This is a genomic window from Zymobacter sp. IVIA_12111.31 C1 (assembly GCF_047495495.1).
GTDB lineage: Bacteria > Pseudomonadota > Gammaproteobacteria > Pseudomonadales > Halomonadaceae > Zymobacter.
Map to the genome: position 1 here is coordinate 2,782,035 of NZ_CP179930.1, position 19,210 is coordinate 2,801,244.

Annotated in this window: 18 protein-coding genes and 1 riboswitch; of the genes, 7 read left to right on the forward strand and 11 right to left on the reverse strand. The window is 57.3% G+C overall.

What is annotated here, in order from left to right:
* Positions 1–173: 173 nt before the first annotated feature.
* The 3 genes from ACMHYW_RS12410 to ACMHYW_RS12420 form a co-directional block, all read right to left on the reverse strand.
* Positions 174–1,259 (reverse strand): glycerophosphodiester phosphodiesterase, encoded by a 1,086-nt coding sequence (locus ACMHYW_RS12410; RefSeq protein WP_414500184.1) that lies wholly within the window; start codon positions 1,257–1,259, stop codon positions 174–176.
* A 148-nt stretch (positions 1,260–1,407) separates the two neighbouring features.
* Positions 1,408–1,971: a hypothetical protein gene (locus tag ACMHYW_RS12415; protein WP_414500185.1), complete on the reverse strand. Its 564-nt coding sequence runs from the start codon at positions 1,969–1,971 to the stop codon at positions 1,408–1,410.
* On the reverse strand, positions 1,968–2,363 hold the full coding sequence (locus ACMHYW_RS12420; RefSeq protein ID WP_414500186.1) for a DUF423 domain-containing protein: 396 nt from the start codon (positions 2,361–2,363) through the stop codon (positions 1,968–1,970). Before ACMHYW_RS12420 ends, ACMHYW_RS12415 begins: the two co-directional genes overlap by 4 nt.
* Positions 2,364–2,595: 232 nt before the next feature.
* Between ACMHYW_RS12420 and trmB the strand changes: the two genes are divergently transcribed.
* The gene (gene trmB / locus ACMHYW_RS12425) at positions 2,596–3,309 is read left to right on the forward strand and encodes a tRNA (guanosine(46)-N7)-methyltransferase TrmB (protein WP_414500187.1); all 714 of its coding nucleotides are present in this window, start codon (positions 2,596–2,598) and stop codon (positions 3,307–3,309) included.
* A 22-nt stretch (positions 3,310–3,331) separates the two neighbouring features.
* Entirely contained in the window at positions 3,332–3,904 is a 573-nt protein-coding gene (locus ACMHYW_RS12430) for a hypothetical protein (RefSeq protein WP_414500188.1), read from the forward strand.
* Positions 3,905–4,213: 309 nt separating this feature from the next.
* Here ACMHYW_RS12430 and ACMHYW_RS12435 read toward each other — a convergent pair whose 3' ends face one another.
* Entirely contained in the window at positions 4,214–4,930 is a 717-nt protein-coding gene (locus tag ACMHYW_RS12435) for an FKBP-type peptidyl-prolyl cis-trans isomerase (protein ID WP_414500189.1), read from the reverse strand.
* A gap of 365 nt (positions 4,931–5,295) precedes the next feature.
* Between ACMHYW_RS12435 and ACMHYW_RS12440 the strand changes: the two genes are divergently transcribed.
* From ACMHYW_RS12440 to ACMHYW_RS12455, 4 genes are all read left to right on the forward strand, one after another.
* Positions 5,296–7,263 (forward strand): ABC-F family ATP-binding cassette domain-containing protein, encoded by a 1,968-nt coding sequence (locus tag ACMHYW_RS12440; RefSeq protein ID WP_414500190.1) that lies wholly within the window; start codon positions 5,296–5,298, stop codon positions 7,261–7,263.
* Positions 7,264–7,385: 122 nt separating this feature from the next.
* A complete protein-coding gene (gene ubiT, locus ACMHYW_RS12445) occupies positions 7,386–7,916 on the forward strand; it encodes a ubiquinone anaerobic biosynthesis accessory factor UbiT (protein WP_414500191.1) in 531 nt (176 codons plus the stop codon).
* An 88-nt stretch (positions 7,917–8,004) separates the two neighbouring features.
* A riboswitch (Fluoride riboswitch) is annotated at positions 8,005–8,067 on the forward strand.
* Between the two features lie 97 nt (positions 8,068–8,164).
* Positions 8,165–9,403 carry a voltage-gated chloride channel family protein gene (locus ACMHYW_RS12450; RefSeq protein ID WP_414500192.1) on the forward strand — a complete coding sequence of 413 codons (1,239 nt, stop codon included), beginning with the start codon at positions 8,165–8,167 and terminating at the stop codon, positions 9,401–9,403.
* Between the two features lie 124 nt (positions 9,404–9,527).
* Positions 9,528–10,100, forward strand: a complete 573-nt coding sequence (locus ACMHYW_RS12455; protein WP_414500193.1) for a WbuC family cupin fold metalloprotein — start codon at positions 9,528–9,530, stop codon at positions 10,098–10,100.
* 140 nt (positions 10,101–10,240) lie between these two features.
* Here the strand turns inward: ACMHYW_RS12455 and ACMHYW_RS12460 are convergent, their stop codons facing one another.
* The 4 genes from ACMHYW_RS12460 to ubiU form a co-directional block, all read right to left on the reverse strand.
* Positions 10,241–10,363 carry a hypothetical protein gene (locus ACMHYW_RS12460; protein WP_414500194.1) on the reverse strand — a complete coding sequence of 41 codons (123 nt, stop codon included), beginning with the start codon at positions 10,361–10,363 and terminating at the stop codon, positions 10,241–10,243.
* Between the two features lie 660 nt (positions 10,364–11,023).
* Complete coding sequence (locus tag ACMHYW_RS12465; RefSeq protein WP_414500195.1) at positions 11,024–11,320, reverse strand: hypothetical protein; 297 nt, start codon at positions 11,318–11,320, stop codon at positions 11,024–11,026.
* A 278-nt stretch (positions 11,321–11,598) separates the two neighbouring features.
* Positions 11,599–12,477 carry a U32 family peptidase gene (locus ACMHYW_RS12470; RefSeq protein ID WP_414500196.1) on the reverse strand — a complete coding sequence of 293 codons (879 nt, stop codon included), beginning with the start codon at positions 12,475–12,477 and terminating at the stop codon, positions 11,599–11,601.
* A gap of 11 nt (positions 12,478–12,488) precedes the next feature.
* The gene (gene ubiU / locus ACMHYW_RS12475; RefSeq protein WP_414500197.1) at positions 12,489–13,484 is read right to left on the reverse strand and encodes a ubiquinone anaerobic biosynthesis protein UbiU; all 996 of its coding nucleotides are present in this window, start codon (positions 13,482–13,484) and stop codon (positions 12,489–12,491) included.
* A gap of 687 nt (positions 13,485–14,171) precedes the next feature.
* On the opposite strand from ubiU, the gene ACMHYW_RS12480 reads away from it, so the two are divergent.
* Complete coding sequence (locus ACMHYW_RS12480) at positions 14,172–16,301, forward strand: alpha-galactosidase (RefSeq protein ID WP_414500198.1); 2,130 nt, start codon at positions 14,172–14,174, stop codon at positions 16,299–16,301.
* Positions 16,302–16,340: 39 nt separating this feature from the next.
* On the opposite strand, the gene ACMHYW_RS12485 is transcribed toward ACMHYW_RS12480, so the two are convergent.
* From ACMHYW_RS12485 to ACMHYW_RS12495, 3 genes are all read right to left on the reverse strand, one after another.
* Positions 16,341–16,691: a hypothetical protein gene (locus ACMHYW_RS12485; protein WP_414500199.1), complete on the reverse strand. Its 351-nt coding sequence runs from the start codon at positions 16,689–16,691 to the stop codon at positions 16,341–16,343.
* Between the two features lie 654 nt (positions 16,692–17,345).
* The gene (locus ACMHYW_RS12490; RefSeq protein WP_414500200.1) at positions 17,346–18,239 is read right to left on the reverse strand and encodes a LysR family transcriptional regulator; all 894 of its coding nucleotides are present in this window, start codon (positions 18,237–18,239) and stop codon (positions 17,346–17,348) included.
* Between the two features lie 521 nt (positions 18,240–18,760).
* Positions 18,761–19,108 carry a hypothetical protein gene (locus ACMHYW_RS12495; protein ID WP_414500201.1) on the reverse strand — a complete coding sequence of 116 codons (348 nt, stop codon included), beginning with the start codon at positions 19,106–19,108 and terminating at the stop codon, positions 18,761–18,763.
* Between the last annotated feature and the right edge of the window lie 102 nt (positions 19,109–19,210).

Consider the following 19,210-nt stretch of genomic DNA (forward strand, 5'->3'; position numbering starts at 1 on the left):
ACAGATCCGCCCACAGCGCAGGTTTGCTACCCCTAATACGCGAACGAAGCAGACAGCGTAGCACCGCGCCACAACCATGACAGGGGTCAATTAGTTCATGTCATGCGAAAGCCGGGATGAGGAATGCTGCGCCATCTCACTCACAATGGCGCAGCAAGTGGGGTGATGAACGATCAGCGCTGATCCACGGCACGGCGTCCCAGTGCGGGGTCATCGGTGAAGAACGCATCGACACCGGCATCCATAAACTTATGCACTACAGCCACCATCCCATCATCGTTGCGCGTGGCAGGTGCCGTACCCTTGCGATAATCGACGGGCAGGAAGTTGTTTTCAGGGCGGAAGGTGTAAGGTTCGACGCGCAGTCCTGCGGCATGGGCATTCTGGATCAGTGGGGTAGGTGTCATCAGGCGGCCATCAGCTGTACGCGGTATGAGGCTGTCCAGCCCAGGACCAATGGCATCGGCATACCGTGCGATCTCCTTCAGCCCTTGCGGCGTCTCCAGTTCGGCATAGCGCTTGCCCTTGTCAGGACCAGTGGCATCGGGCAGCACAGTATCGCTGTTATCCAGCAGCTGCAGCAGGCGAATATTGGGGCGGTCACCGATGCGCGCTCGCAGGTAACGCAGGTTATCGGTTTCAAACGACTGAATGGTCACCGTGGCTGACCGTGTATACGCATGAGCTTGTAACGTCGCCAGCACCTTGTCTTCCATCGGCAGTCCGATGGAATGGAAATAGCTGGGGTGCTTGATCTCAGGGATCAGGCCAATGGGGCGATGTGCGGCCGCTGATTCAGCCGCAACGAAGTCGATGATCTCGTCCAGCGTGACCAGCTGAAACTGACCATCCCAGCGCGTACCGCGCAACTCCGGCAAGCGCTCGCGGGCGCGCAGGGTCTTCAGTTCAGCCAGCGTGAAGTCTTCGGTAAACCAGCCCGTTATCCGTTGGCCATCAATAACCTTCGTCGTTCTGCGGCTGGCGAATTCAGGATGCTGTGCCACATCGGTGGTACTGCCGATTTCGTTTTCATGCCGCGCCACCAATGCACCATCACGCGTCGAGACCAGATCGGGTTCGACCACGTCCGCGCCGTCACGAATCGCCAGCACATAGGCCGCCAGCGTGTGCTCGGGGCGCAGCGCACTGGCCCCGCGATGAGCGTACACCAATACCGGCCCATTTCTTGGCGGTTCCTGTGCCAGAGCGGGTCCGCTTACCGCCAGCGCCAGCGCCATTACAGCCCATTTTGACATCATATGACTCTTGCTCCCTGATTCGATGATCCATCGTAGTGGCGATAAAGCAGTAGTGCCGATCATGCAAAAGAAGGCCGCACAGGTGCGGCCTTCTCTACGAGATACAGAATCAAGATGACAGTCAGATGTCAGTGCGCATTCTTTACCGTTATTCCACAGAGAACAGCGAATCGTGACGAACCTGTGGCCCCAAAGCCTGGCTGTCGAACGCCCCAGACAGGGTGATCGCATGCTCAGGTTGGTCGGGGCGCTGTAGGGATAGCGTCAGCAAATACGGGAATATCTGGCGATCGGACAGTGAGATCGGTGGAAAAGCACTGAAGCGGCTGTTCAGACGCCACAACGGTGATGCCAGCTCGACCTCTTCGTCTCGCGGTGCCCAGCCCACGACCTGCGGCATACCCTTAGTCTGCAGGATGGCGCGTACCAGCGCATTGCGCAGCCGAGGGCCATCTACCTGCGCGTCGACCGGCAGCTTCACTACAACAGGGGCAATATCCGGCCGTGCCACCAACACCATATCGCCCGGCGCCAGCGTCATAGGCGGCACGGTAGCGAACAGCTGCGTTACGGCATCGACGCCCAACCGCTGCACGGCATCGCGCTGCCGCACCTCTTCGGACTCGGTACGCCACAGCGAACAGCCAGAAAGACAGCCGATCAACAGGCCAAGCGCGATGCCATATCCCCAGCGTTGAAGCCGCACCATCATGCTGCCGTCCTCCTGTCACCGATCAGACACCACCACTGGCGTGCCAACCACAGCCACCCTGCCATCAACAACAGACCACCGCACGGCGTCACCCATCCGACGCGCCATCCCGTCAGCACCATCACATACAGCGAACCGCTGAACAGCACCATACCGAGCCACCATAGACCACACACACTGCGCAGCCGCTGCCAGCGGGCATCGGTCATGGGCATCAGCACTGCCACGAGCGCCAGCGTATGCCAGGCCTGATAGCGCAGCGCCGTGTCGAACACATGCTGTTGAGGGCTATCGAGCCAATGCGCTCCCCATGCGCCTAGCATGATAACGCTGGCACCGCTGAGGGCCGTCAGCACCACCAGCAGTCGATAGAATCGGCCGTCGCCGTTCATCGGATTCTCCTTGTCCTTCACCCATCACCGACAGGCTTATCAGCGCTCATCGTAGGCAGCTTGCAGGGCTTCACGCAAATCCCGTGCGCGTCGATCACCCGTCGGGGTCGATATCCCATGGCGCAGCCAGTACACTAAGCGCCATATCCGCTGGCGCGCACCGCGCACCGGCCCTCAGAAACGCCGCCTGATCCGCCACTGCGGTTCGGCCCTATCGTCAGTAACGAACACCATGACCGATCGCGAAACCTCCTCCGAACAGCCGCGCCCACGCCGTGGCATCAAAAGCTATGTCCTGCGCGCAGGACGCATGACCACCGCACAGACACGCGGGCTGGAAGACGTCTATCCGCGCCTGGGCGTCACGCTGCAGGCAGGCGAGCGCCTTGACCTCGACGCTCTGTTCGGTCGCAAGGCCCGTCGCGTCGTTGAAATCGGCTTCGGCATGGGCGCATCGCTGCTGGAACAGGCACGTCAGAACCCAGACACCGACTTCCTCGGCATCGAAGTGCATGCACCAGGCGTCGGCAAGCTGCTTGATGAACTCGACAAGGCGGGCCTGACCAACGTACGCGTCTGCCGCGAGGATGCGATTCGCGTGCTGGATGAAGGGCTGGAAGCGGAAAGCATCGACACCGTACAGCTGTTCTTCCCCGATCCGTGGCCGAAGAAGAAACACCACAAGCGCCGCATCGTACAGCTGCCGTTCGCTGAAAAGATTCGCCGTATCCTCACCCCAGGCGGCACGTTCCATATGGCCACCGACTGGGAACCGTATGCGGAATACATGGTGGAAGTGATGCGCGATGCGCCGGGCTTTGCCAACACCGCTGAGGAAGGCGACTACGTTCCGCGCCCTGACTTCCGCCCGCAGACCAAGTTCGAAACACGCGGTGAACGTCTGGGTCACGGCGTGTGGGATCTGATCTACCGCCGCGAATCCTGATTCATTCCAGTCGGAGCACGCCATGCCTCACGCCGCCACCGATAGCGTTCAAGAGAAGCGCAGCAGCAAACCCCTGCGCTCTCGCTTGCTGAACGGCCTGACCCTGCTGACGCTACTGACGATCGTGGTGGCCGTTGCGTATCTGGCAAGCTACTACAACAATGGCGCGGGCCTGCGCAGCGTCACGTGGTATACCGCGTTCGAGCCTTGCTCGCCGACCCAGACCACCTGCACCACCTCGCTGGGGCGTCACAATCCTGTGTCGATCCGGCTACAGGAAAGCGGCAGCTCGCAGCTGTCGCTGCTGGTGACGGCACCGGAAGCACCGGCAGATGCCCGTTTCGAGCTGGTCATGACGCGGCATGGCCTATCGCGGGATACCCACCGCATCATTCTGGCCCGTAGTCCTTCCGGCCAGGCCTTCCACGCAGAAGGTATACCCGTGCCGTGCCAGTTCCCGGATGCCCAGTGGCGCCTGTCGCTGATTGAGCACCTGCCAGGCCAGCGGTCCGTGGGTGCTTGGTACGACATTACCGAGCACTGCCAGCCCGTTGTGGCCTCCCTACACCTTTTGAAGAGCACTGTCCACAGTTGACAAGCGGTTCATTCTACGCTTGTGCATAACTTGAGGATTTTGTTCCGCGAGCACTTTTTGCCTCGACGGGTGTAAAAATAGCGCTTACATTCAACAAGATATAGATAACGCTTTATCTTGATATTACTGTCCCCGGTCAACACCGGGGCAGATATACCAAGCTTTCCCCCTGCTCTCCCACGGGAATTCCACAAAATTATCCACAGGCTGTTTCCTCCTTCTCACTGTGGATAATCCAAATGAACTGCTCATCACCCATAAAAAAACCGCCTCCCGAAGGAAGCGGTTGTGGTACACGCCGTGACGCCATCAGTGCTGGGCGTTATCAGCCACTTTGAGCAGCTTAATCTTGAAGACCAGCGTTTCGTTCGGACCGATGGTGCCTTCACCCGTGCCCTGTTCGCCATAAGCCTTGTTGGCCGGAATGACGGCTTCCCATTCATCGCCAACGTGCATCTGCTTGACCACTTCACGCCAGCCCGGGATGACCTGGGACATGTTGAACGCAACCGGTTCCTTGCTGGAATCGAAGACTTTGCCGTCGATATGGCGACCTTCGTAGGTCACTTCGACGTTGCTGGAATCGGTCGGCTGCGGACCATTGGCGTCACCAGATGCCAGCACTTTGTAGGCAATGCCTGTGTCGGTTTTCTTAGCGCCGTCTTCCTTGGCGAATTTATCCGCGAAGGCCTGACCGTCTTTCAGGTTACGGTCGACCGTTTCCTGATAGGTTTTGTGCTGGAAGTTGATGAACGTTGTCTTGCTGTCCTCAGCGCTCAGCCCAGAATGACCGTTGTAGGCATCGTTCAGACCCGCAGTGAACGAGTTCAGCTGAATGGTCGGCAGCTCAGTCTTCAGGTTATCCGCCATCAGCACGCCCAATGCATACGATGCTTTTTCCTGCTCGCTCATGGACGCTACGGAAGTGCCCTTAGCAGTGTCAGTGTGCTGACCGTTGTCGGTCTTCTGGCAGCCCGCGAGCGCCACGGCTGCGCCGACAGCTACAATACCCAGCAATTTCTTCATATCTTGCTCCTTCACTTGCAGTGGAGGTCCGCTGCGCCTTGCCCTCAGGCTGTCGAACACATCGGGAACCTATTCGTCTCCATGACACCATGTGATGCGCACATGGAAAACCGTCACTTATGGCATCAGTGTATACCGCATATGGCCGTGTTCATTTCGAAAAAAGCCGATACAGATAACCTGAGCCATAGCGATCAAAGACATATCTACTATAGACGCTTTATGTTACCGAGATGTTCCCTGAACGTCGGAATCCTCGGATCAATCTGCTTCAGGCATAGAGTAGACCTCACGGGTCGGCTAGAATGCCCGCCTATATATGCACATGGTCAGCGGCAGCGCCCCTGTCCGACAAGGAGACTCTCATGATCGCATTCCGCCAGTTGGCGTTACAGCGCGCCGGCACCGTGCTGATCGAAGAAGCCGACCTGACGCTACACGAGGGCTACAAGGTCGGGATCGTCGGCCCTAACGGCGCCGGCAAGTCCAGCCTGTTCAAGCTGATGCTAGGCGAGCTGCACGCTGACCGAGGCGACGTCGAAATGCCGGCCCAGCGCCGCATCGCGCACATGGCTCAGGAGGTCGAGGCGCTTGATCGCTCGATCACTGACTACGTACTGGACGGTGATCAGGCCCTGCGTGCCGTGGAACGCGACATTGAAGAGGCTCTGGCCTCTGGCGATGACATGCGCTACGCCGAGGCGCTGGGGCACTATGAAGTGCACGATGGCTACAGCGCGCGAGCGCGGGCCGAGCAGCTGCTGGTGGGACTGGGCTTCGCTCAGCATGAACTGGATCAGCCCATGCGTGCGTTCTCCGGTGGCTGGCGCATGCGCGCCAACCTTGCCCGTACGCTGTTCATGCCATCCGACGTGCTGCTGCTCGACGAACCGACCAACCACTTGGATATCGACGCCCTCTATTGGCTCGAACAGTGGCTGCGCCGCTACCCGGGCACGCTGATGCTGATCGCTCACGACCGCGACTTCCTCGACGGCGTCTGCGACCACATCATCCATTTCGACAATCGCCGTCTGGCCCTCTACAAAGGCAACTTCACGGCTTTCGAACGCACCCGCGCCGAGCGACTGCTACAGCAGCAGGCCGAGTTCGAGAAGCAGCAGACCCGCCGTGCAGAGCTGGAAGACTTCGTCCGCCGCTTCCGCGCCAAGGCCAGCAAGGCCAAGCAGGCACAGAGCCGCTTGAAGATGCTCGAACGCCTCGACAGCGAAGCGCCTCTGCGTGCTCACTCGCCGTTCCAGTTCCGCTTGCCGATGGCTGACAAAGTATCGTCGCCGCTGCTGTCGCTGGACGAAGCCGATATCGGCTACGGCGATGCGCCTACGCTGACCAACGTACGCCTGTCACTGCAGCCTGGGCACCGTATCGGTCTGCTTGGCCCCAACGGCGCGGGCAAGTCGACCCTGATCAAGGCCCTGGTTGGCGATCTGCCACTGCTGGCGGGTCAACGCGTGGAAGGCGAGCACCTGCAACTGGGCTACTTCGCTCAGCATCAGGTCGACGCACTGAACATGGAAGGCACACCTCATCAACATATCCTCACCCTGTCACCCAAGGCGTCGGATCAAGAAGTACGCACGTTCCTCGGCAGCTTCGGCTTCCGCGGCGACGATGTGTTCGCTACGGTCGGCAACTTCTCGGGGGGTGAAAAGGCGCGCCTAGCGCTGGCGCTGATCGCGTGGCAGAAACCCAACCTGCTGCTGCTTGATGAACCGACCAACCACCTTGATCTGGAGATGCGCGCGGCACTGACCAACGCACTGGCGCTGTTCGAAGGCGCGGTCGTGATCGTATCGCACGATCGCTATCTGCTACGTGCCAGCATCGACACGTTCTGGTGCGTCGTAGATGGGCAGGTCAACCCGTTCGATGGCGATCTGGACGACTATCAGGCTTGGCTGCGTACTCGCACGGGTACACCCGCCCCGGAAACCGAGGATGCCGCCGCTCAGAACCCCATCACGGCAACGCCATCGCACTCAGAGGTGGCTCCTGCAGAAGCTCAGGGCGACGACACCACCCGCGTCGACAAAAAGGCTCAGCGTCAGGCCGCTGCCGCCCTGCGTGCCCAACTCAAGCCACTGACACAGGTCCGCGACCGTGCCGAAAAGGCGCTCGAGAAAGCGCAGGCCACCATCGCTGACATCGAACAGCAGCTGGCCGACCCCACTCTGTATGAAGAGGCCCGCAAGGCCGAGCTGCTAACGCTGACGCAACGTCAGGGCGAGCTGGCCGCACAGGTTGAAGCGCTGGAAGCGGAATGGCTGGAAGCCGAAGAAGCACTCGAAGAGGCGCGCGGCGATCTAGCATAGCGGCCGCCAACGCCAAGGCGGGAGTAGAGCGCCCGCAACAATGCCGCACCTCGGTCGAGAACGGGGTGCGGCATGCTAAGCTGAACGCATTAGATCGTCATTCTGCACAAGGAATCGGTGCCATGCTGAAATCACTGCGCGCTCGACTGGTACGCCAAGGTCCGTCATGGCTGAAACTACCGCTTAGCCTGACGCCTTTTGCTCTCAAGCGTCAGCTGCTGGAACAGGTGCTGCGTTGGCAGTTCCGTCAGGCGCTCGAAGAAGGCGAACTCGACTTTCTTGAGGGCCGCTGGATCCATATCGACATCCGTGACCTTGGTCTCTCGTGGTACATGACCATTGAGAACGACCAGCCGATCATCCGCGAACAGGGCACCGCCGACGTCAGCTTCAGCGGTGACGCCAACGACCTGCTGATGATCTCTGCCCGCCGTCAGGACCCTGATACGCTGTTCTTCCAGCGTCGCTTAATCATTGAAGGGGATACGGAGCTAGGGCTGTACGTCAAAAACCTGATGGATGCCATCGAACTGGATTCCATGCCTAAGGCGCTACGCATCGGCATGGAGCGTCTGGCCGACTTCGTAGAACACAGTCTGGAAGATCAACCGCAGGCAACCACTCATACGCCGTCACTGCCATCACACCCGTAAGGGGCATGGCGTGTAAGGACTATGGCACGAATCGTGTCTCCGGCGATTCATGCCATACCCTTTTCGCACCGGCGCATGGTAAGCTCATCTAGCATCAGGAGATGGCACACCTCCTTATAACCGCCCTTTGGCTGATGGTGCCTGCTGATATTCCCGGAAACTGGGGAAGAGGCAGGTGTATCCGCAGCGCGCGCTCCCTTCCCCCGCTTCCGTGAATGCCGAATCTGTTTTTCATCACGGAGCGTCTTATGAACCAACGCTGGTCTTATTTTCTTTCCCTTCCCTGCTGGATAGGTCGCTGGCTGCTAATTGCTCTGCTGACGGGCATTCCCATTGGTACCGCTTCGGCGTTCTTTCTGATGGCCCTCGATTGGGCCACCGGCACCCGTCAGATGCATCCTCAGCTGATCTGGGCCCTGCCCGTGGCCGGGCTTATCGTCGGCTGGTGTTTCCTGCGCTTCGGCAGTAGCGTCGAACGCGGCAATAACCTGATTCTGGACGAAATCCACGAACCGCGCGCCACCATCCCATTCCGCATGATGCCAATGGTGCTGGTCGGCACCGTCATCTCGCATCTGTTCGGTGCCTCGGTCGGGCGCGAAGGCACAGCCATTCAGATGGGCGGTGCCATTGCCGATCAGTGGGCACATCGCCTCCACCTTGACGGCGAGACACGGCGTATCCTGCTGGTGATGGGGATCGGGGCAGGTTTTGCCTCGGTGTTCGGCACACCGCTGGCAGGCACGGTCTTCGGCCTAGAAGTGCTGGCTATTGGCGCGATGCGCTACGATGCCCTGTTTCCCTGCATGGCCGCGTCACTGATCGCTCACGCAACCTGCCTACTGTGGGGAGCACATCACACCCACTATCCTACGGCCATTGTGCCTTCGCTCTCCTTAACGCCCGTCGTAGCGGTCGTTGTCGCAGGTGCACTGTTCGGCCTGATGGCGCGTCTTTTCTCGTGGCTGACGCAACGCATCTCAGCACTGCTCAAGCAGCTGATCCCTTGGGCACCGCTGCGACCGTTTATCGGTGGGGCCATCATCGCGCTACTGGTGATGGATATCGCGGGCCTCGACCGCTACATCGGGCTGGGCGTTCCCGTCATCGAAAGCGCCCTGCGCGCTCCCGTACCGCTTCAGGATGCGCTGGGCAAGCTTGGCTTCACGGCGCTGTCACTGGGCAGCGGCTTCAAAGGTGGCGAGGTCACCCCCCTGTTCTACATCGGCACCACCTTTGGCAATGCCCTCGCCCAGCTATCCCATCAACCGGTGGCCCTGCTGGCCAGTGTGGGTTTCGTGGCCGTTTTCGCCGGAGCCGCCAATACACCGCTGGCCTCAACTCTGATGGCCATCGAGCTGTTCGGGCCCGCCATTGCCCCTTATGCCTTGATTGCCTGCGTGATCAGCTATCTTTTCTCGGGACCACACGGCATCTATGCGGCTCAGCGCGTCGAACGCCACAAATGGCCGGGAATGAAGCGCTGAACGCCTGCAAGCGCTAATCTAAAGTCCAGGTATCGGTCATTATCCGAACAGGACATGATGAACCAATTCCCCGCCCAGACAGTCAGATACGATTAAAGGGCGGGTACGCTCATGCATTACTGGCATGGCGTTGACCCCGTGCCTCGTGACAGCGGTCATCATGGACGTTGACCTCGCGGCCCGCCTTGCTTATCTGTTTCAGGAGAACGACATGCGTATCCTCAACGATCAGTTCCGCGACGCCCTCTATCGTCAGGCGGATGCTTCCCCCCGCCTGCGCGCCCACGAACGGCTGCATGAAAAATCGCAGGACCCCGTCCAGCGCATCGTCGTCGGCCTGCGCCGCGGCACCTATATTCCGCCGCACAAGCATCCGGCCGGTCAGGACTGGGAACTGTTTCAGGTCGTGGATGGTGATATCAAGCTGCTGATCTTCAACGATGAAGGTATGGTGAAGCAGACCCTACGCCTCGGCCCTGATAACGACACCTTTGCCGTACAGATGCCGCCGAACACCGTGCACTCGATGGTCTGCATGAGCGATCACGCGCTGTTTATTGAGGTGAAGCAGGGACCGTACCGCGAAGAGGATGCCAAGCTGGTCATGCGCTGGGCACCGAACGAAGGGGATGAACAGGCCGCCGACTACGTCAAACGGTTGGAAGAAGCCGCCACGGGCAATGCACTGACCCGCTGATAGCGCCCAAACGGTAGCGTCGTTTTCAGACACTGAAACGACAGCGCGCTCAGGTACATTGGGGATCCCTCTATTCTCCAACGCACCTGAGCGCGAACTAACGGAGCGCAGCACTCGTAACGGCGTTCCACTAGCGCCTTTTAGTAAAGGCCTGCCCCTCTAATCGGTTTGCAGACGTAGAAGGTTTCCTTCAAACCCGTTTTGGCTTCGTACTGCTCGGCCACCGCTTCCTGCACATCCAGCACATCCAGCACCAGTGACAAGTACTTGCATGTCGTGCTCCATTACGATGTGTAAGTTGAGAATCAGTGCCTGGAAACAAACGGCTTATACATAATAGCGCTAACGTATGGCACCGATAACGGATATCGTCCGTAATCATCATTATCAGCCAGCATCATGCCATGCGCCTTATACTTCATGAAAATATTTCACTTCCATGAAAGGAACAGATGCCATACACAGCCAATTTATTATCATGGCACTGTCATGCTCAATTTTTTACGGATATTACGGCACATCTTATCGACGCTGTTTAATACAGACCTCTGCCAAGCAAACCCACTGCAGGATCACCGTCATCACGATAATAACGCCACAGTTCTTTCCCCCGTGCCATAACACCATCGGCGTAGAACGGAAGTAGATAGTGCTTCCCTGCTCTAATGCCTTTTCCAAGGCGTTATCGGGTGCAGCACTTTTATCCTCTGGGCTAGCGGTCTATCCGATACATTTACAATTCCATAACCTGGAAAGATATGCATCGTTAATATTGAGACGTTGGTATGATGATCAAATAGTAGAAGAGCCCAAAATATCTTTTATTATTGTTCTATTCTCGTAGACTCGGGTATTCATTTGCGCATAAAACATGCCATAAAAAAAGCGGCTGACCGATGGCCAGCCGCTCTGCTGAAAGTGCCTCAGTGGCAACGGATATCCATTTCCTTCAGTTCCTTGCCGACCACGGCCCCGTCCTGACGGGACTGCGACTTGTGTTCCTTCACTTCTTCCCGATTCTTATCGATCACATCGTAGCCTTGCGGGCATACATTGTTCGCCTTTTCGACGCAGGAGTTCATCGACAGAAACGTACCGGAACAGTCGAGGTGGTAGGTAGCCTTGTGGTTACTGGTATCGCTTGTGCGCGTCGCTGATGCAGAACAGCCCGCCAATGCGGCGGCCGCGCACAGCACCAACGTGATTGTATGCAGTTTCATGGGCGTCTCTCCGTGACGTGTAGTGCTCATGCAGATAGTACTTATGCAAAAGTACTCAGGAAGGTAGTACAGAAGCAGATAGCACTCAGACAGGCTCAATAGCACCGGGCCGAGTTGATGAATTCACTGCTGCATTGAGTATAGACGGCGGCCTCGACAACGCGCGTGGTGCACGCATCGAAAGGCAAAAAGCGGAGACATTGGCGCAGGGAAAATTGCGATAGATGAAGCAGGCATCATCGCAGGCAGCGCGCGCCTACGATGACGCCTACAGCGTCCTAGCTGACCAGTTCTAAGCCAGCCACACGACGCCAGTAACCGTTGCAGTCGTGCTGATCTTGGAGAGCGAACGGTGCCTGCCCATCTTCATTGGCACGAAAATGGTCCACCAGCGCGAACGCATCGGTGTCTTCCGGTGAAATGCGCACGATGTCGACTAGCCCTTTCATCGATGCCAGTTCATTGCCCAAGTGATAGCAGTAGCCGCTCATGGTCTGAATGCCATTGAGCACGAAGACCTGTTGCTGCTCTTGGGACATGACGCGACGCCCTTGAGGATAGTGAATACAGCAGCGCTCGCACTTGTCCTTGGGGAGGTGTTCGGAGCGCGCCGTGAAGCAGCGAGCCGAATAGGCCAGCGGCAAGTGCCCATACGAGAACACTTCTACTTCGAAGCTGTCACGGATGCCCAGCGATTCGCACTGATCCAGCGTATTAACCAGCCAGTCACGGGACAGCTCGACCGGCATGCACCAGCGCGTCATGCCTTGCCGTTTCAGCAGGCGCAGCGTTGGCGCGTTATAGACGTTAAGCGCGTAACCCGCGACGAATGGCAGCGAGTGTTCCGCTAGCATGTTAACCGCGCCAAGGTCGTTGGCTTCGATCAATACATCGCCGTTATCCACGCTCTGGATCAGCTTCTGGAGCGGCCCGGTATTCTCCATCAGCGCCATCGACGACAGCACGACCTGCTTGCCTGCCGCCTTTAGCTCAGCGGCCAGCGATAGCCAGTCGTCCAGCGCCAGCTCGCGACGCTTGGCACAAACAGACTCTCCCAGATAGACGATATCGGCACTGCTGTTGGCCGCCTGCGCATAGAAGTCCTCCATCTGCGCCTTGGGCCAGTAGAACAGCACATTACCCAGTGCGTATTGCATGAAGTTCTCTCCTATTGCCAGGTGCGTTCGTAAGCGCCCAGAGTGGTCTGCGCCCCTTCGGACACATTGCCCAATGCCTGCATCCACTGCGGTTCGACCCGATACTGCTCACGAGAGGCCTTGCAGCGATCAATAGCCTGACGCCAAACCTTCGCGACCTGCCCGACGTAGGCAGGGCTGCGCTGACGCCCTTCGATCTTGATGGATGCGATACCGGCTGCCATTAACTGTGGCAACAGCTCCAGCGTGTTGAGGCTGGTCGGTTCCTCAAGAGCGTGATAGCGCTCGCCGTCAACGTCATAGCGGCCCTTGCACAGGGTCGGATAGCCCGCGTTCTCACCGGCATGATAGCGGTCGATCAGCACTTCGTTGAGACGTGCATCCAGCCCTTGCAGACCTTCTTCCCAACGCACGTACTTGGCCGGCGAACAGGCTCCCACAGTATTGGGCGATTCACCTGTCAAATAAGACGACAGATAGCAGCGCCCTTCCGACATAATGCACAGGCTGCCGAAGCCGAACACCTCCAGCGGCACGGGGGTATCCTTGGCCAACATCTGCACCTGCTTGAGCGACAGCACGCGGGGCAGCACTACACGGCCAACGTCAAAGTGACGTTTATAGAAGTGAATCGCTTCGAGATTGGTAGCCGACGCCTGCACGGAGACATGACGTTCAATATGCGGGTAGCGCTCAGCGGCATATTCCAGCATGGCCAGATCGGCCAGAATCAGTACGTCAGCACCGATGCTTGCGGCCATGTCGACCGCACGCTGCCAACGTTCGAAGCCGTCGGGATGAGCGAAGGTGTTGACGGCGATATGAAGCTTGCGACCGTGGCGATGGGTGTAGTCGACGGCCTGTTCGAGGCGGCGCTCGTTGAAGTTCAGTCCGGCGAAGTGACGTGCGTTGGTATCGTCCTTCAGACCGATGTAGACCGCATCGGCCCCTTCGTCGATAGCCGTCTTCAGCGCAGGGAGATTGCCTGCGGGGCACAGCAGTTCCATGACGATTCCTGATGATTGTCCAAGCCCGGCACATGCCGGATCAGGGAAGGAGTGAGAGCGTATGCAAGCCGCTGAATAAAAAGAGGGATAACACAGAAACAGCAGCAACACGCCAATGCAATCTTACAAAGTAGCAGAGCGGTTCTGGTGCCAAAAGCGACAGGTTGACGCAAGATGCTGCCTTCGGGATAACGCCTGCATATAGCCCCATATTGCCTTCTATAATGGATGACATATTTTATATTATACCAATGCTCTATATACTTAATGGCACCCCTCACCTAGCGTGATTAGCAACGCTAACCGCTCTTTTCATAATACTATTGATTATTATCCTTTATGTTTAACTGCTGGCATAACATGGTGATTTCAATAGCATATTATACTTATGGATAAGTTCGTGGGCGCTTAATTACCATTTACGTAACATAATATAGTTACTCTTTCTGAACACCGCGTCCCACAACATATTCCGCTTTCAATGAAAATAGCGATGAGTAATGATTTGCAGGCAACGAAAGAAACGGTCATACCTATAAAGATGATCCAGTAGAATCATTATCGAATGATGACCGGAAGTTATATTAATGGTACGGCCAGTTAGACTTGCCCATGCCATTTTATATGCATCGTTATATACGCCTTTTGGATAACGAATCATCACTTCAAGGGAAATTACGTACTATCATGGACAACACACTAGTAAAACTTGATGGCGGAAATACCAGCGTCATCGTACGCGTCACGCCCTATTCGGAAATCGTGTACTGGGGCAAACGACTGGAAACGTTCGACGCCGATTTTGCCGACAGCCTCGCCTACCCCGTACCCAACGGTCGCCTTGATGTCACGGCACCGATCACGCTGTCGCCGGAACAAGGGCGCGGCCTGTTCTCTAGCCCGGGATTGGAAGGCCATCGCAGCGGTCAGGACTGGGCCCCGATCTTCTCGACCGTCGACTACGATACGGATGAAGATGTGGGCCTTCTGGTCATCAACAGTCAGGATGACATCGCCCAGCTGGCGCTGACCGCCACGTTGCAGCTTGATCCGGAAACCGGTGTGCTGCGCATGCGCCAGCAGCTCACCAATCTGGGTGACGGTGCCTACAGCGTACAGCGCCTTGCTCTGACCCTACCGCTTCCTGATCGCGCGCAGGAACTGATGGGCTTTCACGGCCGCTGGCTGCAGGAATTCCAGACCCACCGTATCGCACCGACCCACGGCAGCTACATTCAGGAAAGCCGCCGCGGTCGCCAACACGAATACTTCCCCGGCATGGTAGCCGGGAGTGCACACTTCGGCGAGTGCCACGGTGAAGTCTGGGGGATCCATCTGGGCTGGACCGGCGATCACCGCATCCGCTACGACGTGAAAAGCGACGGCCGCCGCTTCATGCAGACCGAAGCACTGTATCAGGCAGGCGAGATCAGCCTCGACACCAATGAATCGCTGGAAACCCCGTGGCTGTATGCCAGCTATGGCGACGCAGGTCTTAATACCATGAGCCACGCGTTCCATCAGTACGTGCGCCAGCAGCTACTGACGTTCCCGGTGGATGCCGAACGCCCTGTACAGCTCAACATCTGGGAAGGCGTCTATTTCGACCATGATCCTGAATACATCATGAACATGGCGACCGCCTCCAAAGCATTGGGCATCGAACGCTTCATCATCGATGACGGTTGGTTCCGCCATCGCAACGATGACTACGCAGGGCTGGGTGACTGGTATGTCGATGAGAAGAAATATCCGCAGGGGCTGGGGCCGGTCGTCGACCATATTCGCTCGCTAGGCATGCAGTTCGGCCTGTGGTTCGAACCAGAAATGGTGAACCCGGACTCCGATCTCTATCGCGCTCATCCCGACTGGGTTCTGGGACTGCCAGGCTACGATCAGCCGACGGGGCGCCACCAGTACGTGCTGGACCTGTGCAACGACGAGGTCTTCGATTATCTGTTCGAACGCGTAGATGCGATCCTGACCGAGTTCCCAATCGACTACGTCAAATGGGATATGAACCGCGACCTGGTGCAGGCCAGCCATGAAGGCCGCGCGTCCTCTCAAGAGCAGACCGCGCGCTTCTATGCACTGATGAACAAGCTGCGCCAAGCGCATCCGACCACTGAGTTCGAATCCTGTGCTTCCGGCGGTGCCCGTATCGACTACGGCGTGCTGCGCTACGTACAGCGCTTCTGGACATCCGACTGCAACGATGCACTGGAACGCCAGTGCATCCAGCATGGCATGAGCTACTTCTTCCCGCCGGAAGTGATGGGAGCACACATCGGTGCGGAACGTTGCCACTCGACGCTGCGCCGCCACTACGTTGGCTTCCGCGGTCTGACGGCACTGTTCGGACATATGGGCGTCGAGCTTGACCCGTTGGTCGCCAGCGAAGAAGAACGAGAAGGCTTTGCGCGCTACATCGAGCTGTACAAACAACTGCGAGGCCTGCTGCACACAGGCCGCACCGCACGCCTTGAAACCATCGACGAAGACCGCGTACTGGCGCACGCCGTCGTCAGCGAAGACGGCGATAATGCGGTCGTACTGATCGCACAGCTCAAGATGCCGGCATGGGCCATGAGCGAAGCCCTGCGCATCCCGTACCTCGACCCGGACAAACGCTACCGCATCGACGTACTGGATCGCCCAGAAGCGGTACAAAACGACAGCCATAACACCCGCGTACTGCCAGCATGGCTGAATCAGGAAGGCTTCGAAGCCACCGGTGAATGGCTGGGCAACGCAGGTCTGCGCCTGCCGTCCATGGATGCTGAAAGTGCCCTGCTCATTGGCCTTACCGCGGTATAACACGCAAGTGGCACGACCATAGCGCGCCCAGACGGGTAGTCACTGGGTCGCTGTGTTGACCGAAGGCTGTCTGGCCTTCGGTCTTTTTATCATCGGCGTTTCATCGAGAGTTTCCGTGCCATAGCGGAAGGCAGTCCACACAAACGCACTCGGCAAGCACGCAATAAAAAACGCGACCCGAAGGCCGCGTTCCAGATGGGCTGAAGGCAGCCCCAAAGCATTCACCAGACAGAACGTTGTCTTACTTCGTGTCTTTCTGTTCTTTGCTAGCGGCCTCCTGCTGTTTGGCCTCATCCGGGGTGGAGTGATAAATCCGGAACCAACTTCCGGTTTGATATATTTGACTTCTGACTGTTTTTTATTTGAGTCCAGAGTTTCATTTTTTGCCATATCATGCTCCTTAATTATTACGGTAAGTAAAGACCGAATAAGAACCTAATGCTCCTATTCTTGAAAGAACATTATATTTGGCTTTAAGGGGAGTCAATGGTAATTAACAGGGCATCGTTGTCATCTTTAATTACAGAATTATACCACACCCAAGACATTGATTATTTTTCATTTTATCAGAATAATATGATTCGAACCGTATCTCGTATAACCATGAAAAATCTCTCATTATTTATCCATAATGAAAATATTCAGAATAATTATTCAAAAATATGGAATACAGAAATGACACTTCATAAAGCTAATAATCAATAAAATAAAGAGAAGCAGGCTTATTATTCATACTGATAGCCTCCCGATAGTCACAGGAGGAAGAACCGCACCATACCCGGCCTCTGGATAGTCAATACCACCACGGTCGTGGCGTACTCGCCGAGTTTTTTCAGCGGCCCAACGATGACAGCAGGCAGACCTTCTTATCCACAACACACTGCATAAGTGGCCTCATACTCCAAAGAACGGCCATGAACGGTGTGGGTGTGGGTGTGGGTGTGGGTGTGATCAGCCTTGGAGCAGCTCTGGTACTGGTCAATCGCTCGGCGACGGACAGGGCACTTCGGGTTAGCGCCTGTCCGCGTTTTTCTGTCTCGTCCTTCAGGGCGCGGTATACCCTTCGCTCAGACGCATCTGAATGCACCGTTCCAGCTCATCCATCACATGGCGTACCGGCCCCAGCTGGGCAATATCGGCACGCACCACCATCCACAGCGTGCGGCGCAGCGGGACGTGGTCGCTGTACAACACCAACGGGCTGTCTTCGAGGAAAGGCCGTGGCAGCAGCGCGACGCCGTATCCGGCGATGGCTGCGTCGCGCTGAACGATCAGGGAATCCACTGATAGGCGCGGTTCTACACGCCCCATACACTCGTGCATATAGCGGTAATCGAACACTTCACGAAGCGTCGGGCTAAGCGTAATAACGGGGGTCGACTCCATCGCCATAAAGCGCTCGCGATGATCCTGGTGGCAGCACAGCACGAAATCGACGTCGCCCAGTCGGCGACATACACGACGGTGGCTCTCGGCGGGCTCATCGTCGAAGCGAATGGCGATATCCGACTCGCGCTTGTCGATGCAGACGTTACGCAGCGAGATATCCATATCGAGGTGGAGGTGCGGGTAGCGTTCGTGAACATCGCGCAGTGCATCAACCAGCAGCTGATGCACGATCGAGTGGGTCGCTGAAATGCGTACGGTATGACGCCCTTGAGTGTCATCCTCCAATGCGTGGAACAGCTCGTCGGCCGCTTCACGCATCGCCTGTGCCTGTTCGTAGAGGCTACGTCCGCGTTCGGTAAGACGATAGCCATGTTCTTGGCGGTCGAACAACCGGCAGGAAAGCGTCGTTTCCAGATGTTCGATCCGGCGTGAAACCGTTACGTGGCTGACGTCCAGCCGCTTGGAAGCCGCTGTTACCGTTGACGATTCTGCCAGCGCTAGAAAGTAACGCAGGTCATCCCACTTAAGCCGCTTCCTCAATCCGTGCATTATTGTACAACCGTTGTTCGCTGATGGCGCAGGGCAACGGCCACACCTCATGGTACTGTAGGCACATCGACGCACAGGCTACACACAGAAGTGCGCGATGAGCATGGGAAGAGGCACTACAGAACAGAGGGCGACACGACCCCACGGCCGGGATGTTCGGGGGAACATCATCATAACCGCCGTGAGCGCTTGCCGGATAGCGGCAATGACGAGGGAATGAGCCAACGTTCCACCCATGAAACGTTCACTCACCAGAAGGAGTCCATGAATGGTGATCCGGCACCGTAAAGCAGGGCGGTGACTGGATCACACTTTTATAAAAAGCGTTATCGGCCAATGACCGCAGATAGACATGCGCCGGTATGAATCACACTCGATCAACCGTCACATGATAGGACATGAAATCCTCCGCTCGGCAGTATCTCTGGATGCTGGCACCGAGTCGGGGCTTTCGCGCATGTGCATTGGCAGAAAAAGAGGTCGACCAACCACGCGGAGTAACCCGCCCGTCGATCGGATGTTTACTGCCAGCCTTTTGCTCGCATGCACTGCGCCACCGTGTGTTCACGGCTTTTCTCGTTGACGTCCACCACATGACTTTCCACCTGAGGCACCAGAATTCTGATCGGGTCGCCCGGGAAGCATGCCATCATCGCTTCATTACAGAAGCCATACTCCATCGTATAGCCGGAGTAGATCGCCATCTCATTGCGAACGGGAAACTTCTGCTCGGCTTGGGCACTGCAAGCGCCCAGTTCCTGTTGGCGCATCTGCGGCGTCGCACCGGGCCGCGTCCACTGATGCGCGCAGCCCGCCATCAGCAGCGCAGCGCTCCCGATCAGCATCCAGCGGCTCACTCTACCTATCATCTGTCCGTCTCCTTCAACGACATGCTCGCGCATGCACGGATAGTCTCTGCTATCAGTATGACGCTTTATCGTAGAAGGAGTGCCGCGAGAACGCGGTCTTTA